Below are 15,427 nucleotides of genomic sequence, written 5' to 3' on the forward strand. Positions count from 1 at the left end.
GCTGGGGGGCGTTGCCCCGTCATGAGACTCGACCGATATTTTTCGCGGAGGCGTACACTCGACCTCGAAAGCGACAACCTTGAAGGTGCTCTAAAGGAGTTGCTCAAGGCCTCCACGTCCCGATTTAAGGACCTTGAGCGCAAGAAGCTGCTCCCAGGTCTTATGCAGCGCGAAAACACCATGACCACCTACCTGGGCAATGGGGTCGCTTTGCCGCACCTCAGGGTCAAGATGCGGCGTAAGTACGTTTTTGCCATAGGCCGCTCGCGAGAGGGCATTTCCTACGAGGGATTAAAAAACCAAGAGAAAGTGCATCTCGTGGTGCTACTCTTGGCAGGTGAAGGCGCTCGAGATTATTTGAATGTATTGGCAGCAGTTGCCCGTTTGGTGAAGGATGCTGCCTTTGTCGACATGCTGCTGAAGTCAGAGTCGGTGGACGATTTGCACGAGCAGCTTACTTCCGCGTTTGGAGGTATTTTTGCTTCTCCTCGCAAGACCCGGCAGAGTTCGATCAACCGCCTGATGCTCAGGCAGGCCATGCGTGTTGCCAAGGGGGCTCACTGCGACTCCATCGTTGTATTCGGAGATACATTACTCTCCAGTCCCGTTGAGCCTCCGGCCGGTTTTAAGGAATTCAAAAGCGTTTTGATTTCTCGTCGGGCGAAGGAGGGGGATGTAGAGGATGCCACCTTTGGTGATGTAATACAGGTTCGGTCTTTCTCGCATGGAAGACTGGCGCAGATGCGGTCCGCCTTTCTGGTGGGATTGACTCGCGGTGTTTTCAAAACCAGCGACAAGATTTGTTGCGTGGGCGGAATTCCGGGCAGCGATCAATTTGATACGCTCGTTGTCATAGATCTCAAAGACGAGTTTCAGGCCTTGTTGGCTGAGCGGGATAACTTCATGCCTAGCGATGTATCGGCAGAAGTTTTGGAGCGAGTCATTGGAGTCGCGATGGAGCTCTCCATTGAGGGGCGCGAAGGCAAGCCGGTCGGGACGCTATTCGTGCTCGGAGACACGAAGAAGGTGGAAAGTATGACCAAGCCTTTGGTTCTAAACCCCTTTTATGGCTACAAGGAGGAAGACAGGAATATCCTCAGCCCCTTCATGGACGAAACCGTAAAGGAATTTTCCAGTTTAGACGGCGCTTTTATTATTCGAGGAGACGGTGTCCTGATTTCGGCTGGTAGCTTGATTCACACGCCTGAGTTTGACCAATCGTTGCCAAGTGGACTTGGGGCTCGGCATGCCGCCGGGGCCGCCATCTCGCTTGCTACGGGGTGCCTTGCGGTGGTCGTTTCTTCGAGTTCGGGACAGGTTACGGTTTTCAGAAATGGTATCGCTTTGCCTCTAGTGGAGCGTTCCTTGGGCGGAAAGTCTTTGTAAATCATTTTCCCCTTGCGTTCTGTTCGCGAGTTGCGATTGTCCGGAGCTCTTTAATTTTTACACACCATGCCACGCGAAGTAATCACTCTCGAATGTACCGAAGCCAAGGCTGAGGGTAAGCCAGCCTCACGCTATCTCTCTTCTCGCAACAAGAAGACCGTCACCGAACGTGTTGAAAAGAAGAAGTACAATCCAAACCTGAAGCGCCACACGATCCACAAGGAAATCAAGTAAGGCGTTTCCGTTTAACTCTTTAAGAAAAAAGCGACACTCTTCCGAGTGTCGCTTTTTTTGTGAAATGTTTAGGAGCTCTCCGGTCTTCTCCGGGATGCCCGCCAGCTGTCGCGGTGTTTGCGAATCCAGTCGAGGAGGGCCCTTTCAAATCCGATGTCGTATCCGAGGCGTTCGGATTCCAGCCATTTGTGACGCAAGATCTCTTCGCGCTCTGCAAGAAATTCTTGGTAGAGGCTCGATTGCTTGACGAACTCGTGTTGGCCGCTCGACTGCTTTTTGTTTGCTGACATAAGTTGCATATCAAACTCGATCTAGGCTTAACGCTTCTTTCATGCCGCTCATCTAATCCTAGCTTTTCAGCTCAGTCCTAATTAGCAACACGATTTAAGGGTACACCGAGTGCGGGGAGCATTTGTAGTGCTTAACCCCACACGAGTATGAGGACTAGGAGCATTAGGTGGATTTCCTCCAAGGCCAATCCTTTTTTTACAGTTGAGAGGGCCTAAGAACCACTTTTCAAGGAGCTCGCAGGTGATTGAGTGTTAGTCTTATATACGAATTTTGGACAGTAGCGACTGCGCAATGGCGTGGAAGGACTGGGCTGCGGTAGAGTCTGGATCGCTTAGTACGATTGGCTTGCCGGCATCTCCACCTTCCCGAATCGACTGGTCGAGGGGGATTTGTCCCAAGAGTTCGGTACCGAGGTCGTCGGCGGTTTTCTGCCCTCCGCCTTCTCCAAAGATGTTTTGCCGACTGCCATCAGGGCCTTCGAGGTAGCTCATGTTTTCGGCGACCCCCAAAATTCTAACATTAGTCTTCTCGAGCATGCGCGCTCCTCGCTTGGCCACTGTTGTGGAAACGGCTTGAGGCGTCGTTACAATAACCGCTCCACTCAAGGGAATGGTTTGAACGAGTGAAAGCTGCGCGTCGCCTGTTCCCGGGGGAAGGTCTACGACGAGGAGCTCTAGCTCGCCCCATTTTACGTTTTGGGAGAATTGCTGAATGGTCTTCATCACCATTGGCCCTCTCCAGACTACGGGAGTATCTTCGTCCACCAGGAAGCCCATGGACATTACGCTGAGATTGTGACCTTCCATCGGGATGAGCGAGTCTCCCTCTACGTATGGTCGACCGGATATCCCGAGCATGAGAGGAACGGAGGGACCGTAGATGTCGCAGTCCATTATTCCGGTCTTTTTGCCCTCTTTCTCCAGAATTTGAGAAAAGGCACAGGCCAAGTTTACCGCGAAAGTCGATTTGCCGACGCCGCCCTTGCCGCTGGAGACGGCAACAATGTACTTAACGCCGGGAATGCCATCGTTTGCAGTGCTAGCCTCAGCTTTTTTGTTGCCTGTCAGCACGATAGATACGTCGAGGTCCTTTATTTCGGCGATGGGTTTTAGTGCCTGTTCGACCGAGTCCCTGATGGCGGTGGGGATGCTCGCATCCGAGGAGGAGATGGCGATGGAGACGCTTGCCTTGCCATTTTCAAAGTTAACCGACCGGACGATCCCGAAAGAAACGATGTCTCGGCTGAAGCCGGGATATTTAACGGTTGTAAGGGCTTGCTTGATTTTTTCGATGCTCACTCGTGTACGTGATTTTATAATTTGTGCTTTGAAGGGTGGCTCGCGCTTGCTCTTGTCGCGAGCGGTACCATAAAAGGCGGTTTCTCAGAAACCTGAAACATTCGCGCCTCTGTCAAGTCTGCGCTTGTTGCCGCATGAATCTCCTTAATCCAAGATCTATCCAAACTGCCCTGTTAATTATGGTGGCGACTCTATTCGCCAGCACCGCATATTCCCAGATTTCTGGTGGCTCTGTGCAAGTGGGAAGTATTCCTGCCTCAACTCCAGTCATGGTTCGCTCCGGTAATTCGAATACCGCAGCACTACTTCAAACTGCTTTCACTATTCATGGTGGCTTTTCGGTGGTTCCCACCGCGGGAGAAGCTGACTTTGTGGTTTCGGTTGATCCGATTGGACCTCGTGCGGCACGATTGGCGATCTCTTCTGGGGTACCTGAAAAGGTGCTTTTCACGGAAACTCTTCAAGGAAGTTCGTCCATCAATGCAATTTACCAGGCGGTGGACCGGGCGATTTACAAGACTAGGAGAACCGATGGGTTTTTCTCGGGAAAGATCGCTTTTATTAGTGAAGAGACCGGATCTACTGAGGTCTGTGTTTCTGATGTTTTATTCCAGGAGATCGCGATGCTGACGCAGGACCGAGTAAGCGCGGTGCGTCCACGTTGGTCGCCAGATGGAAATTCGATTGTCTACACGAGCTACAAGTCCGGATTTCCGGATATCTATCGTTTGGATCTGCTCAACAAGCGTCGGGAGGTCATCGCTGACTTCAAGGGACTGAATATGGGCGCCCGCTACAGTCCTGATGGATCGAAGATCGCAATGATTGTTTCTGGTAATTCGAACGCTGACGTTTGGGTACGTTCAGCAAGTGGCCAAATGAAGAATTTGACTAAGTCCCGGGGGTTGGAGGCGGCGCCTGCCTGGTCTCCGGACGGTACTCGCATCGTGTTTTCTTCAGACGAGCGTGGTGGCCCTCAGCTCTATGTCATGCCAGCCCATGGGGGGAGTTATCGTCGTTTGAGAACTGACATCAGTGGCGACTGTGCTGAGCCCGATTGGAACCCGGAATTCGACAACTTGATCGCTTTTACAGCTGCCCAGGGCAGTGGAACTCAAATCGCCATTTTCGACTCCGAGCTGGGGCAAAGTCGTTTCATCACGTCTGAGAATGGGGATGCCATTGAGCCTCAGTGGCTGCCAGATGGACGACACTTGCTCTACACTTACCGACGTGCGAATCGTAGTGTTATCAAGATCATGGATACGCTCTCTGGCAAAAGTTACGTCGTATCCGGAAGCCGTACCAAGGTATCTCAGGCAAGCTATGTTAAGTAGGCTTGCGACCAATTGATCGATTTCAAAAAAACGACCGAGCCGTGCGGCTCGGTCGTTTTATTTTCGAAACTGTAATTCGCTCTTCTAGAGTGCTGCTTCGTAGTTGGCGTTTGCTGCCTCCCAGTTAACAACATTCCAGAAAGCCGCGATATAGTCAGGGCGGCGGTTTTGGTAGTTTAGGTAATACGCATGTTCCCAAACGTCCAAACCGATGACAGGGGTCGCTCCGTCAGTCAAAGGGCTGTCCTGGTTTGCTGTAGAAGTAACGGCGAGCTTGCCATCCTTTACTACGAGCCATGCCCATCCGCTTCCGAACTGGTTTGCTCCTGCTGCTGCAAAGGCTTCCTTCAGCTTTTCGAAGCCTCCGAGCTCAGACTCGATAGCTTCCGCGAGCTTACCTGTGGGTGCTCCTCCGCCATTTGGGCCGATGACTTTCCAGAAGAAGCTGTGGTTGGCGTGTCCTCCACCGTTGTTGCGAACAGCGCCTTTGATGCTGTCTGGCACGCTAGCCAGATCGGCGACAAGTTCTTCTACGCTCTTGGACTCGAGGTCGGTTCCTTCGATCGCAGCATTAACCTTTGTGATGTAGGTTTGGTGGTGCTTGGTATGGTGGATCTCCATGGTGCGCGCATCGAAGTGTGGTTCGAGGGCGTCGTAGGCGTAATCGAGTGGTGGTAGTTGGTATGCCATAATCTTATTTGTCTTTGCTTATTGTATAGCGGGTTAAATCTTCCTCTTGTTTTAAAGAAAGAATAATCTTTGTCAAATAGAACCTTTGTTATGAGCCCGTTTAAGTTGAAAGAAGGCTTGGATAAGTTGGAGGCATTCTTCTTTTAGCACGCCGATCTCTACTTCCAGGCTATGGTTTATGGATGGGTAGCTGTTCACGTCATAAAGCCCTCCCAGCCCCCCCATCTTCGGGTCGGGAATCGCGTATACGACGCGTTTTAGCCGAGACATCATGGTGGCTCCAGAGCACATCGGACAGGGCTCTTTGGTTACGTAGAGCGTAGCCTCGTTGAGGCGCCAATTTTTGATTGCCGAACTTGCTTGAGTGATGGCTAGCATTTCGGCGTGGGCGGTGGGATCGTTGTTGGATTCCACTTGGTTGTGGGCTGCTCCGACGATCTCTCCTTGAAACTCCACTACGGCTCCGATCGGGACCTCGTTTTGTTTCCACGCTTCGATCGCTTGGTTGTAAGCCAATTCCATAAAGTACTTGTCGTCTTTATTCAGAGCGGAAGGAAACCGTTTGGTGAAAGGGCACTCGGGCGCAGTTTTCGGACTGTGATGCATAGGCTTAGCTGGACTTAGGGGCTTATGAATATCCTTGACTAATGGCAAGGATATGAAAAACACGACGCTTCCACTTTTCTATGCCTAGGTCCAATTCGCTAGGCGCCCTTATTGATTTATGGCTGACGAAACAATCCAAGTAGAAGGCAAGATAGTCCAAGTGCTACCCGGAACCATGTTCCGAGTGGAGCTCGAAAATGGACACCAGGTGCTTGCTCATATTTCAGGAAAGCTTCGTAAGCACTTTATCAAGATCACTGCGGGGGATTTGGTGAAAATGGAAATGAGCCCTTACGACCTCAACAAAGCGAGAATCGTTTATCGCTTGAGGAATGCCGCTCAAAATAGGAACGCTCCCATTCGTTCGTTTGGACCGCGCCGCCGCCGATAGTTGCGGCTTGCATACTGCCTAAGGCAACGGATGCTCCTTTCGTTGTGGCAGATCTATTCTCGGAGGGGGTCGATGGCTTCCTTTCTTACCTAGACCTTGAAAAGGGGCTTTCCGAAAACACGCTAGCGGGCTACCGCAGCGACTTGTTGCAGTTCACGGATTTTCTGCGGGCGAAGAGATCGTTGGGGAGTTGGAAGCAAGTTACGGGTAGCGATGCTTCGGATTGGATCTATTCTCTAAGCGAGCAGGATTATTCGAATGCTAGCCTTTGCAGGAAACTGAGCTCGGTGCGGGCTCTGGATCGCTACTTGCTGTCCGAACGTCTAATAAATAGATCTTTCACGGAGATCGTTTCAGGGCCGGCTTTGAGAAGAAAAGCACCCAGTGCTCTGAGTATTCAAGAAGTGGAGCGTTTGCTCTTGGCTCCCGAGGAGACATCGCCGGTTGGTTTGCGTGATCGAGCGATGCTTGAGCTTTTTTATTCATCGGGGCTACGGGTATCCGAGTTGGCCAATCTAAAGCTTCAGCAAGTCGATTTGGAATTGGGAGCTCTTAAGGTTTTTGGCAAAGGCTCTAAGGAGCGAGTTTGCCCGATCGGCCGAAAAGCGATTGCGGCTATCGACCGCTACTTGGCAAGGGGAAGACCAAGTTTGGTTAAGTCCAAAACGGGGAGTTCTGTGTTTCTCAGTTCGAGAGGAACGGAGATATCGCGTAAAACGATTTGGTATTTGGTTAAGAAATATACGAAAGAGGCGGGGATTGATAGGCCGGTGAAGCCACATACTCTCAGACATTCTTTCGCTACCCATTTATTGACTGGAGGGGCTGATTTGCGGGTTATTCAGGAGCTTCTTGGACACGCTGACATTGCGACTACACAAATCTACACTTCGGTTGAGTCTGAACGGACTCGGAGTGCCCACGACGAGTTTCATCCGAGAAGTAAAGACTCCATGTGACTGCTGTAGTGGTATTGTAGATACGATAATAAAAACGGCGATGCCTTACCTTGCATCGCCGTTTGGAAAATGGTTTTTTGTTTTGCTTAAAACGATGGAGTGATAGTTGTCTCGGTTCCTGGTTCGGCGATATCGTTGTATCCGGCACTCCAATACTCATCGTTGATGAGTACTTTGAACTCGAAAGGAGAGACGACTCCTGCGATGTCGATGCTCCACGAGGTGTCAGAAGTACAGTCCATGGGGACGCCTTCCGACCAAGACAGACCTGGGGCCGCTCCGCGAAGGTAGAGGACATTTCCGAATCCGACGTCAACATTTGCGACGATCGTAGTTTTCGGAAGAGCTTTAGCTGCCTTCTTCTTTGCGGGTGCTGCCTTTTTGGCTACTGCTTTTTTGGCAGCCACCTTTTTGACGGCGGTTTTCTTGGTTGCTACCTTTTTGGCAGCCACTTTTTTGACTGGAGCCTTAACGGCGGCCTTTTTGGCGGGCGTTTTCTTTACGGCGGCCGTTTTCTTAACAGCAGCTTTTTTGACGGCTTTCTTAGCTGCTTTTTTCGCCGCAGCTATGTTGGTCTTTTTCATCAGTTCGTTTTCTAGTTGGTACCGGTTTGTTGGGTAGCTCCTTAAGAACCTAGGGGGTCTTTGCGAAGCTTGGATGGGAAGAGTTAAATCAGATTTCGGTCCGTTAGCAATAGCTAGGTCTTAATTGTAATCTCGACTTCGCTTTCCTGTGGACCTCATTCGCCGAATTAAAGCAATGGACGTGCCAAATTTTGAACGCATCTTTTTGATGTTGTTGTCCTTAAGGCGGCTAATGTGGGGCATGAAAAAGCCTCGCTCATTGCGAGCGAGGCCGAAATCTTTCTGAGGTGTTTCCCGTGCTAGTTCCGAATGACAAGGATCTCTACCTTTCGGTCTTGTGTCATTTGGGCGGAGCTCGCTCCCTCGATGGCTTGCAGGTCGCCTTGGGACAGCGTTTGCAGGCGGCTTTGGCTTACCCCAAGGGTGACCAAGTAGTCGAGGGCGCTTTTGGCACGTCGTTCACCAAGAGCGAGGTTGTACTCCTGAGTGCCTCTCCAGTCGCAATGACCTTCGAGTACGAGAAATGCGCTGGGGTTTGCGGATAGGTATTGAGCGGCTGCGTCGAGCTTTGCTCTCTCTGCGGGAGCAATACTGCTGGAATCGAATTGGAAGTATACCGTCTCCAATACACCGCGTTCAGCACTGGCGAGTATGTCCTCTGAGCTCATCCCGTCGAATCCTTGGAAACGAGATTCGAGCATCGCACCGTCACCTTCCAAACTGATTGGGTTGAAGTCATCTTGAGACCCTTGATTCGCTGGTCCGGAGCCGTAACCTTGGCCCATGACGGTGTCGAGTGGGTTTGGGCGGCGTGGCTTTTTCGAGCACCCGGAGAATGCGAGCGCGACCAAAGATGCGGTGGCAATTAGGACGATTTTCTTGAACATGATGGAGGGCTTAGTCTTCGTATCATTGGACTATCGGTATTCGCGAAAGTTCGGCAAGAATTTACTGTCAAGAGTTTGCGTGGTTTATGGCTATCAACGAAGAAAAAGAGGGGGAATGTGTTGTTTTATTGGATAACGGCTCTTTGAGGAGGGACGCGGTTTTAAGTCTGCGTCGGATTGCTGCGGGGCTATGTTCTCGGATTGGACGGGAGGTCGTGCCCGTATCCTTATTGCACTCGAGTAAAATTCCTGCGGACGAGTTGGGAGGTGTGCCCGCAGCGACTTGGCGTCAGTTTCTGTTGAGGAAAATGGCAGAGGGCGTAAGGCGTTTCAGGGTAATCCCACTATTCTTCGGGCCAAGCTCGGCAATTGTGGACTACTTGCCAAAAGTGACCGAGCAGGTGTCTATGGACATCGAAGGCGTTGACTGTTTTATAGCTGATACCCTCGTGCCTTACGGAAACCCCGAAGACGATGTGGTGGCCAGATTGTTAAGGGATTTGATTATCCGAGATTTGAATACGAGTCTAGGAAAGCTTGGAGAGGGAGTTATACTAGTGGACCATGGTAGTCCTGTTCGTGAAGTCGCAGAATGTCGGGACCGCGTGGCGGGCCAGTTGCGGCGGCTTCTGGGATTGAGCGAATCGCAAATCATCGCCTCTTCGATGGAAAGGCGGGAAGGGGAACTCTACTCATTTAACGAGCCTTTGCTCGAAGGAGCATTGGAAATGGCAAAATCTCGCAACTGGAAGCGAGTGGTGCTTAGCCAAATGTTTTTCTCCCCTGGACGCCATGCTGGTCCGGGTGGAGATATTCAAGATATCGTAGAGGCTTCCCAGTATGTGAAGGAAGGTGGAAGGGTGGACTTCGCTCCACTAGTGGGACGTAATCCAGCGCTAGTGGATTTGTTAGCGATTCGCTATGAGCAATCGCTCGAGCGAGGCTGAGATTTAGACTCTAAAGCTAGTTTCCTACGGTCTAGATGGCTGGCTCCAAATCGATCAAACCGTTTTGCATGGCGTAGCGAGTGATGCTTGCTACGTTGTGCAAGTCTAGTTTTCGCATCATGTTGGTGCGATGATTGTCTATGGTCTTTATGCTGAGACCAAGTTTGCCAGCGATCTCTTTGGTACTATGGCCTTCCGCTATCATTTGCAGGACCTCGCGTTCGCGTTCTGTAAGCGTATCTTTGGATCGTTGAACATTGCCAGGGTTGGCTACCACACTGCGGATCAGCTCTGCTACGTTGGGTCCGAAGAAGGTGCCTCCTTCTGCTACGATGCCTAGACCGCTGATAAATTCTCTTAGGTTCGCTGTCTTCTCAACGAAACCATGGGCCCCGGCCTCTAGCATGTCTTTGACGATGGTCGGATTTTGGTATGCCGAGAACACTAGGAATCGAGTGTTGGGCAATTGGCGATTCAGGCGTCTAACAATTTCGAGTCCGTTTAGGCCGGGTAGGCGAGCGTCTACGATTACGATGTCTGGCTTGAGGTCTTGAATCTCTTTCAGCGCGTCCTGTCCATTGCCGTTGTCCCCGACGATCTCGTAGTTGTGGCGTTCGAGAACATCTGCTAACATTTGTCGTATAGCGGTAAGGTCGTCTACTATGTAAATTGTCTTCATGATTAAGTCTGTTTCTGTTCGAGAAATGGGGGGGGGGTGTTTGGTTGGATTGCTTATCGTTCTCAAACTTATAAGGATAAGTCCTTATATCAAGTCTCAGGGTAAGTATTCACAAACCTTTGAAGTGACTATTTAAGATTTGGCTTAGATTTTACCCTCAATTGTAAGAGTTCTACTCGAATTCAGGGAATTCGATCCATTTTGGATATTCATGAACCTCGTCTATCGCGTATCGCCGATTTGCCGGTATCAGGGAATACACGGATAAACTAGCTTATATTGCCAAATTGCGGAAGGCCCTTTCGGAAATCGTTTTCCCGGAAAAGCTTTCACTAGAGACTTGACTTAGAACTGATCGGAAACAGTTTCTCGGTCTCTTTTACGAGAGATGTCAGGGTAGCTCAGTGGTAGAGCAGGAGACTCATAAGCTCTTGGTCGGCGGTTCAAGTCCGCCCCTTGACACCATCTCTCTCACTTTTGCCGACCCTTATGCAGGGTCGGCTTTTTTTGTGCCGGTTGTTCGCCAGGCTTTCGTTTTCCTTGCGAATCAGAGCCTCCTCAAAGTGGAGTTTGGGAGGCCAGGGGCTTGGGGAGGTCTAAGCTTTTCTAGAAAGCTCGATAGAGCGATCGACCGCATCCTTGGTTGCCGTCCTCATGAGTGCGGGCATTCCATTTGTGTTCAAACTGGTTAGGAGGGCATGGGTCACTCCGTTTGGAGAAACCACTTCGTCAATTAACTCCTGAGGGTCCGATTCGCTTTGATTGAGCAATTCCAAAGAGCCGATACCGGTCTCACAGGCGAGTTTTGCAGCCAAATCTTTATTGAGACCATGTTCGTCCGCAATTTCAGCGATCAACTGGACGATGCGGAAATAAAAGGCAGGTCCGCATCCGTTAATCACGGTAGCAATGTGCAACTGGCTTTCCTCGACCGCGTAAGCGGTGCCAAGAGAGCCTAGGACGGTTTCTGTGGTTGAAGTTTCGTCGTCGGAAGGCTCTTTCAGAAAACAGAAAGTGGATACACCTTTTCCAATCTGTGAAGGCGTGTTCGGCATCACGCGAACAAGATTTGAAGGACCGTCGCCAAATACGGATTTCATGGAGTCTAAGGTCCGACCCGCCAGAACAGATATGACGATTTTGCCCTTAGCGGCATTCGCTTCCTCTTCGGAAATGCTTTCCAGGTGTTGAGGCTTGAATGCGAGGATGATCACGTCGCTTTGCTCGATGAGTTCCTTTTTCGACTCGCTTACAGTCGCGCCGGTTGCTGCTGCCATCCTTGCGGCACCTGAGCCAGAGGCGCTGATGCAGAACAATTCTTCTGATTTGCAGACCCCGCTTTTTTTAAGGCCGTTAGCAATGGCGCGTCCCATGTTGCCCGCTCCTATAAATCCTACTTTCATATGGTTCGATGAGTCTCTCTGGTCTTAATTCTGAGTTTCGAAGGATCGGCTGGGTCGATTCGTGCGTTCAACCATCCGAGTCGGCGCTAAGTGGGCGCGACCTCGTTCGCGAACGCAAGGGGAATGTGTCGCCTCAGTTTTTGGAATCCTCTTGTAGGTGGCGGGCAAATACAGCGGCGTGTGTTCTTGATCGGTGAGATGCTTTAGGCGACTTCTAGGCTACCTGGGAACTCGACTACAAAACGTGATCCACCTCCTTCAGCCGGTGATACCCAAACTTTTCCGTCGTAGGCTTCGGCTGTTTTTTTAACTATGGTGAGTCCCAGGCCTGAACCGCCCCCAGAATCGCTGAATCGCTTGAATGGCTCGAATATCTCCAAGCATTTGTCCCGAGGAATGCCGTTTCCAAAGTCCCTCACTGTTATTTGAAGCCGTTCCTTATTCTTCAAAAATCCGATTTCGATCCGGTTGGAAGGGTGGGGACAGCCATATTTCATGGCGTTGGATAGGAGGTTTTGCATGAGCTGCGTTAGCATATGCTTGTTTATTTTTAGTTTGTGCGGCTCTCCATCCACTACCCATGAACTGTCAGTTGATTCAGTCTGGGCTTTGAGGGATTCCTTTAGCTCCTCAAGTACCGTTTTTGTATCCACCAAATCTACCTTTTTGCATTGTTCGTCGACTGATTCGAGGCTCAACATGTCGTTGATGAAGTCGTTCATGCGATGCCCCGATTTTAGAAGTAAGGTAAGTAACTCCTGCTTTTCCTCGGAAGGAGTGTTGGGGTCTGCTTCCATCCGTAAGGCATCCTGGGCTATTGTGAGGATGGTTGCCAGGGGGGATCTCAGGTCATGACTAACCAGATACACCATCTGCTCGATCTCCTCTGTCTTCGCTTTGAGCTTCTTATTCGCTAGGACCAGCTGCTCCTCGGCTTCTCGTTTTCGGTGTATGTCTTGAAGGATGCCTGTGTAGCGGCTTACTCCATTATCTAGGTTTGAGGTAACAACACCCTTCGTCCTAAACCACCGGTATGCGCCACCTTTGGTTTTCACCAAATACTCGAAGGGAGTCGGCTTTGCTCCCTCTAGAATCTTTTGGATGTGGGATTTTAGCGGTTCTCTGTGTCCCTCATGCACGCGGCTCATGTAGAATTCGAGGGTCGGTTTGATCTCACCTTTTTCGTATCCAAGGAGACGGTACATTGTTTCACCCCACCAAACGTCCTCTTTTTTCACATCGGGCCAATCCCAGATTCCTACATTTCCAGCTCTCACGGCGAGCAGCAGTCGTTGTTGATAGATCTCGAGCTTCTTGTTTCGCCGAGTGAATTTTCTGTTGAGGCCGAGTGCTCCCGCTAAAATTAGAGTTGTGGGAACGGCGGCCAGGAGGCTGACGGACAGAAATGAAAGGTCCTCCGGGTACACATAATAGCCCGATATTGTCGCTCCGAAGAATATGGCGGCCATCCAAATGGGCCAATTCAGACAAACAGGCTTGGATTCAGCTGTGGGTAATACGTTCTGTATCCAGTCAGTCGACTGGCGATCATCAGAGGGCATGAAGAAGAAACTACTCCTCCTGCTTGTTTTCTCAACAACTCTTGAGCATAGACTCCGTGTTTTTAGGAAAAATTGTCACGGCCGTTTTATCGGGAGCTATCCATTCCTAGAATTCTTCGTCAGGATTTAGAAAATCTCCGATGAGATGGCTACGGTGTTCGAGAAATGCCTCTATTTGATGGACGGCTTCGAGGGGGCCGTTTTCGCCGAGCAGAATTTTTTGAGCCTCTAGTGCGGATTTCTGATAGGAAGGCTCTTTTTCGATTTGGCAGACTTTTGAGTAGAGCTTTTCTGGCCACGTTTTCTTGCGCGCCTTGATTCCGCAGCCGAGCCTCTTTACCTCGGCGCTGAAGAAATCCTGATCTCCGATATGCGGCACCACGATGTGAGGCTTGCCGGCATGGAGCACGGAGGCGGTGGTTCCCGCGCCGCCGTGGTGGATCACGACTGATGCATGGCTTAGAAGCTGGTCGTGGGACATGGGGCCGACCTCCAGTATGTTGACCGCTTTAGCGGGTACCTTGAACCCCGACCAGCCAGGCTGGATGATCAGCTTTTTGTCGCTAGGCCAAGCTTGGATCAAACGCTCCATGATCTTTTCTGGCTCGTCGTAAACCATACTTCCAAAGGTGATGATCGGGACTTCCTGCTCGCCTCGGAACGCTAGTATTTCGGCCTCCGCTTCCTCGCTTTTTGGATACTGCCAGCGACAGTATCCCGTGAATTGGAATCTCGGATGGAGCTTGATGCGGGGCCTCATCAAGCCGGGGGAAACGGCGACGAGAACCAGCTCTGCGGATTTTGAAAAAAAGTCTTTTACCCCCGGCAGCCCCTTGCGTTTAAAGGCTCGTGAAATCGTGGTGTTGATCGCGGTGTCGACCACTACGTTTCCGAGTTTCCAACAAAAGCGATTCCATCTCAGTTGCAGCCAATCAGGCAGGCCGCGAAGACGGGGGAATTCGTGAGGAGGGTAGAACCTAGATGGAACTGTATTGTGAGCGAACGCGTAGGAAACGAACGGAATATTGTGCTTTTCCGCGATGGCCTTGTTTATGGGAAATAGATAAGAGGACACCAGGCAATCCGCCCCGTCGATGACTTGCTCCATCGCGTCAATGATCGCTTCTAGGTGCGGAGTCGCAGCACGGTACATTTCTTTAAGTTGGGACACGGGGGATTTCAATTTCTGCAGGCGTCCCATCCAATATTGGAGCTCTGACTTTTCCCACTCGGGCGGAATTTGGCAAAACGGCACACCTGCTGCCTCTACGTCGGGGCGGAAAGGTTTGCTCGTCGCAAATCGTACCGTGTGACCGGAGTTCTGCAGGGCGATCGCTAGCCGGATCAAGGGGAATATGTCTCCAGTGGAGCCGTGAGTCGTGATGACGATGGTCATTTACGACGGCTTGATAGAGAAACAAACGGTGGTTTGTCGATTTCCGGAAAGTAACGTTTCCGTGTCGCGATCGGCCTTGTTTGGTGTATTGCAAAGTGCATGAATTAATATTTGGTCCGATCATACTGTTTGTTTGTTGATTTTTTAGGCGGCTGATAAACAAGGAGTTAGGGGCGAGCTGTCTTGCTTCATTTTTAGGTTGGCACGCTTCCCGCAACTAGTTCAGGCATGATCCAAAGAACGCAACTACAGGAAATCGACGAAATGGAACGCAACGCGATCGGGCTCCCTAGTTTCACTGCCAAACAAGTGTCAGGTCGTTTGGATGCCTTGCTGTCGAGTTTTTCGACCCAGTATCATCAATATATGAAGCACCACTGGGTGGTCGCGGGGCCTGACAAAGGAGCCCTCTACACATTTTTTGAGGAGTCGTTCCGCAAAACAGAAGAGCACGTCGACGCGATTGCCGAGCGAATGACGACCCTCGGAGCGGTGCCCACTTCATCGATGCAATCCCAATCTGACAAGAGCCTGCTCGAAGCCGAGAGCGAAGGGATTTACCCAGTTAGGGATATGCTCAAGAGCGATCTCGAGAATGAGCAAGCACTGATTTCTTACATCGGCGAAGCAGTCTCTGAGGCCTGCGAGCTCAAAGATTATGGCACAGAGACCTTGCTCAAACGCGTACTTATGGAGCGCGAAATTCTAGCTAGCGAGATGATGCACTTTTTAGGAAATGACTCGCTCGCTCGCCGTCCGGAACCCGTTGGCCTCTGA

At 50.9% G+C, this 15,427-nt stretch carries 17 protein-coding genes and 1 tRNA gene; 8 read left to right on the forward strand and 10 right to left on the reverse strand.

Going from position 1 to position 15,427, the window contains the following annotated elements; translation table 11 throughout:
• Positions 1 to 21 precede the first annotated feature (21 nt).
• Positions 22 to 1,386, forward strand: a complete 1,365-nt coding sequence (locus H5P27_RS03850; RefSeq protein ID WP_185659060.1) for a PTS sugar transporter subunit IIA — start codon at positions 22 to 24, stop codon at positions 1,384 to 1,386.
• A 66-nt stretch (positions 1,387 to 1,452) separates the two neighbouring features.
• Positions 1,453 to 1,620 (forward strand): 50S ribosomal protein L33, encoded by a 168-nt coding sequence (gene rpmG, locus H5P27_RS03855; RefSeq protein WP_185659061.1) that lies wholly within the window; start codon positions 1,453 to 1,455, stop codon positions 1,618 to 1,620.
• Positions 1,621 to 1,688: 68 nt separating this feature from the next.
• Here rpmG and H5P27_RS03860 read toward each other — a convergent pair whose 3' ends face one another.
• Positions 1,689 to 1,910, reverse strand: coding sequence for a DUF4032 domain-containing protein (locus H5P27_RS03860; protein ID WP_221774597.1), 222 nt, complete (start codon positions 1,908 to 1,910; stop codon positions 1,689 to 1,691).
• A 258-nt stretch (positions 1,911 to 2,168) separates the two neighbouring features.
• A complete protein-coding gene (locus tag H5P27_RS03865; protein WP_185659063.1) occupies positions 2,169 to 3,209 on the reverse strand; it encodes a P-loop NTPase in 1,041 nt (346 codons plus the stop codon).
• Between the two features lie 134 nt (positions 3,210 to 3,343).
• Here H5P27_RS03865 and H5P27_RS03870 point away from each other — a divergent pair, with 134 nt between their 5' ends.
• Positions 3,344 to 4,546: a PD40 domain-containing protein gene (locus H5P27_RS03870; RefSeq protein WP_185659064.1), complete on the forward strand. Its 1,203-nt coding sequence runs from the start codon at positions 3,344 to 3,346 to the stop codon at positions 4,544 to 4,546.
• 84 nt (positions 4,547 to 4,630) lie between these two features.
• On the opposite strand, the gene H5P27_RS03875 is transcribed toward H5P27_RS03870, so the two are convergent.
• Positions 4,631 to 5,236 (reverse strand): superoxide dismutase, encoded by a 606-nt coding sequence (locus H5P27_RS03875; RefSeq protein WP_221774598.1) that lies wholly within the window; start codon positions 5,234 to 5,236, stop codon positions 4,631 to 4,633.
• Between the two features lie 72 nt (positions 5,237 to 5,308).
• On the reverse strand, positions 5,309 to 5,842 hold the full coding sequence (tadA, locus tag H5P27_RS03880) for a tRNA adenosine(34) deaminase TadA (protein ID WP_185659065.1): 534 nt from the start codon (positions 5,840 to 5,842) through the stop codon (positions 5,309 to 5,311).
• A gap of 118 nt (positions 5,843 to 5,960) precedes the next feature.
• Between tadA and infA the strand changes: the two genes are divergently transcribed.
• The gene (gene infA, locus H5P27_RS03885) at positions 5,961 to 6,233 is read left to right on the forward strand and encodes a translation initiation factor IF-1 (RefSeq protein WP_185659066.1); all 273 of its coding nucleotides are present in this window, start codon (positions 5,961 to 5,963) and stop codon (positions 6,231 to 6,233) included.
• A gap of 44 nt (positions 6,234 to 6,277) precedes the next feature.
• Entirely contained in the window at positions 6,278 to 7,192 is a 915-nt protein-coding gene (gene xerD / locus H5P27_RS03890; protein ID WP_221774599.1) for a site-specific tyrosine recombinase XerD, read from the forward strand.
• An 86-nt stretch (positions 7,193 to 7,278) separates the two neighbouring features.
• Here xerD and H5P27_RS03895 read toward each other — a convergent pair whose 3' ends face one another.
• Positions 7,279 to 7,776, reverse strand: coding sequence for a hypothetical protein (locus H5P27_RS03895; RefSeq protein WP_185659067.1), 498 nt, complete (start codon positions 7,774 to 7,776; stop codon positions 7,279 to 7,281).
• A gap of 299 nt (positions 7,777 to 8,075) precedes the next feature.
• On the reverse strand, positions 8,076 to 8,663 hold the full coding sequence (locus tag H5P27_RS03900) for an OmpA family protein (protein ID WP_185659068.1): 588 nt from the start codon (positions 8,661 to 8,663) through the stop codon (positions 8,076 to 8,078).
• Between the two features lie 215 nt (positions 8,664 to 8,878).
• On the opposite strand from H5P27_RS03900, the gene H5P27_RS03905 reads away from it, so the two are divergent.
• Complete coding sequence (locus H5P27_RS03905; protein WP_185659069.1) at positions 8,879 to 9,610, forward strand: sirohydrochlorin chelatase; 732 nt, start codon at positions 8,879 to 8,881, stop codon at positions 9,608 to 9,610.
• Between the two features lie 31 nt (positions 9,611 to 9,641).
• Here H5P27_RS03905 and H5P27_RS03910 read toward each other — a convergent pair whose 3' ends face one another.
• Positions 9,642 to 10,289, reverse strand: a complete 648-nt coding sequence (locus tag H5P27_RS03910) for a response regulator (RefSeq protein WP_185659070.1) — start codon at positions 10,287 to 10,289, stop codon at positions 9,642 to 9,644.
• Positions 10,290 to 10,679: 390 nt separating this feature from the next.
• Between H5P27_RS03910 and H5P27_RS03915 the strand changes: the two genes are divergently transcribed.
• Positions 10,680 to 10,754, forward strand: a tRNA-Met gene (locus H5P27_RS03915).
• 131 nt (positions 10,755 to 10,885) lie between these two features.
• On the opposite strand, the gene proC is transcribed toward H5P27_RS03915, so the two are convergent.
• From proC to H5P27_RS03930, 3 genes are all read right to left on the reverse strand, one after another.
• The gene (gene proC, locus H5P27_RS03920) at positions 10,886 to 11,692 is read right to left on the reverse strand and encodes a pyrroline-5-carboxylate reductase (RefSeq protein ID WP_185659071.1); all 807 of its coding nucleotides are present in this window, start codon (positions 11,690 to 11,692) and stop codon (positions 10,886 to 10,888) included.
• 203 nt (positions 11,693 to 11,895) lie between these two features.
• On the reverse strand, positions 11,896 to 13,254 hold the full coding sequence (locus H5P27_RS03925) for a sensor histidine kinase (RefSeq protein ID WP_185659072.1): 1,359 nt from the start codon (positions 13,252 to 13,254) through the stop codon (positions 11,896 to 11,898).
• A gap of 106 nt (positions 13,255 to 13,360) precedes the next feature.
• On the reverse strand, positions 13,361 to 14,650 hold the full coding sequence (locus tag H5P27_RS03930; protein WP_185659073.1) for a glycosyltransferase: 1,290 nt from the start codon (positions 14,648 to 14,650) through the stop codon (positions 13,361 to 13,363).
• Between the two features lie 228 nt (positions 14,651 to 14,878).
• On the opposite strand from H5P27_RS03930, the gene H5P27_RS03935 reads away from it, so the two are divergent.
• Complete coding sequence (locus H5P27_RS03935; protein WP_185659074.1) at positions 14,879 to 15,427, forward strand: ferritin-like domain-containing protein; 549 nt, start codon at positions 14,879 to 14,881, stop codon at positions 15,425 to 15,427.

Origin of the sequence: Pelagicoccus albus, from assembly GCF_014230145.1 — a bacterium.
GTDB classification, from domain to species: Bacteria; Verrucomicrobiota; Verrucomicrobiia; order Opitutales; family Opitutaceae; genus Pelagicoccus; species Pelagicoccus albus.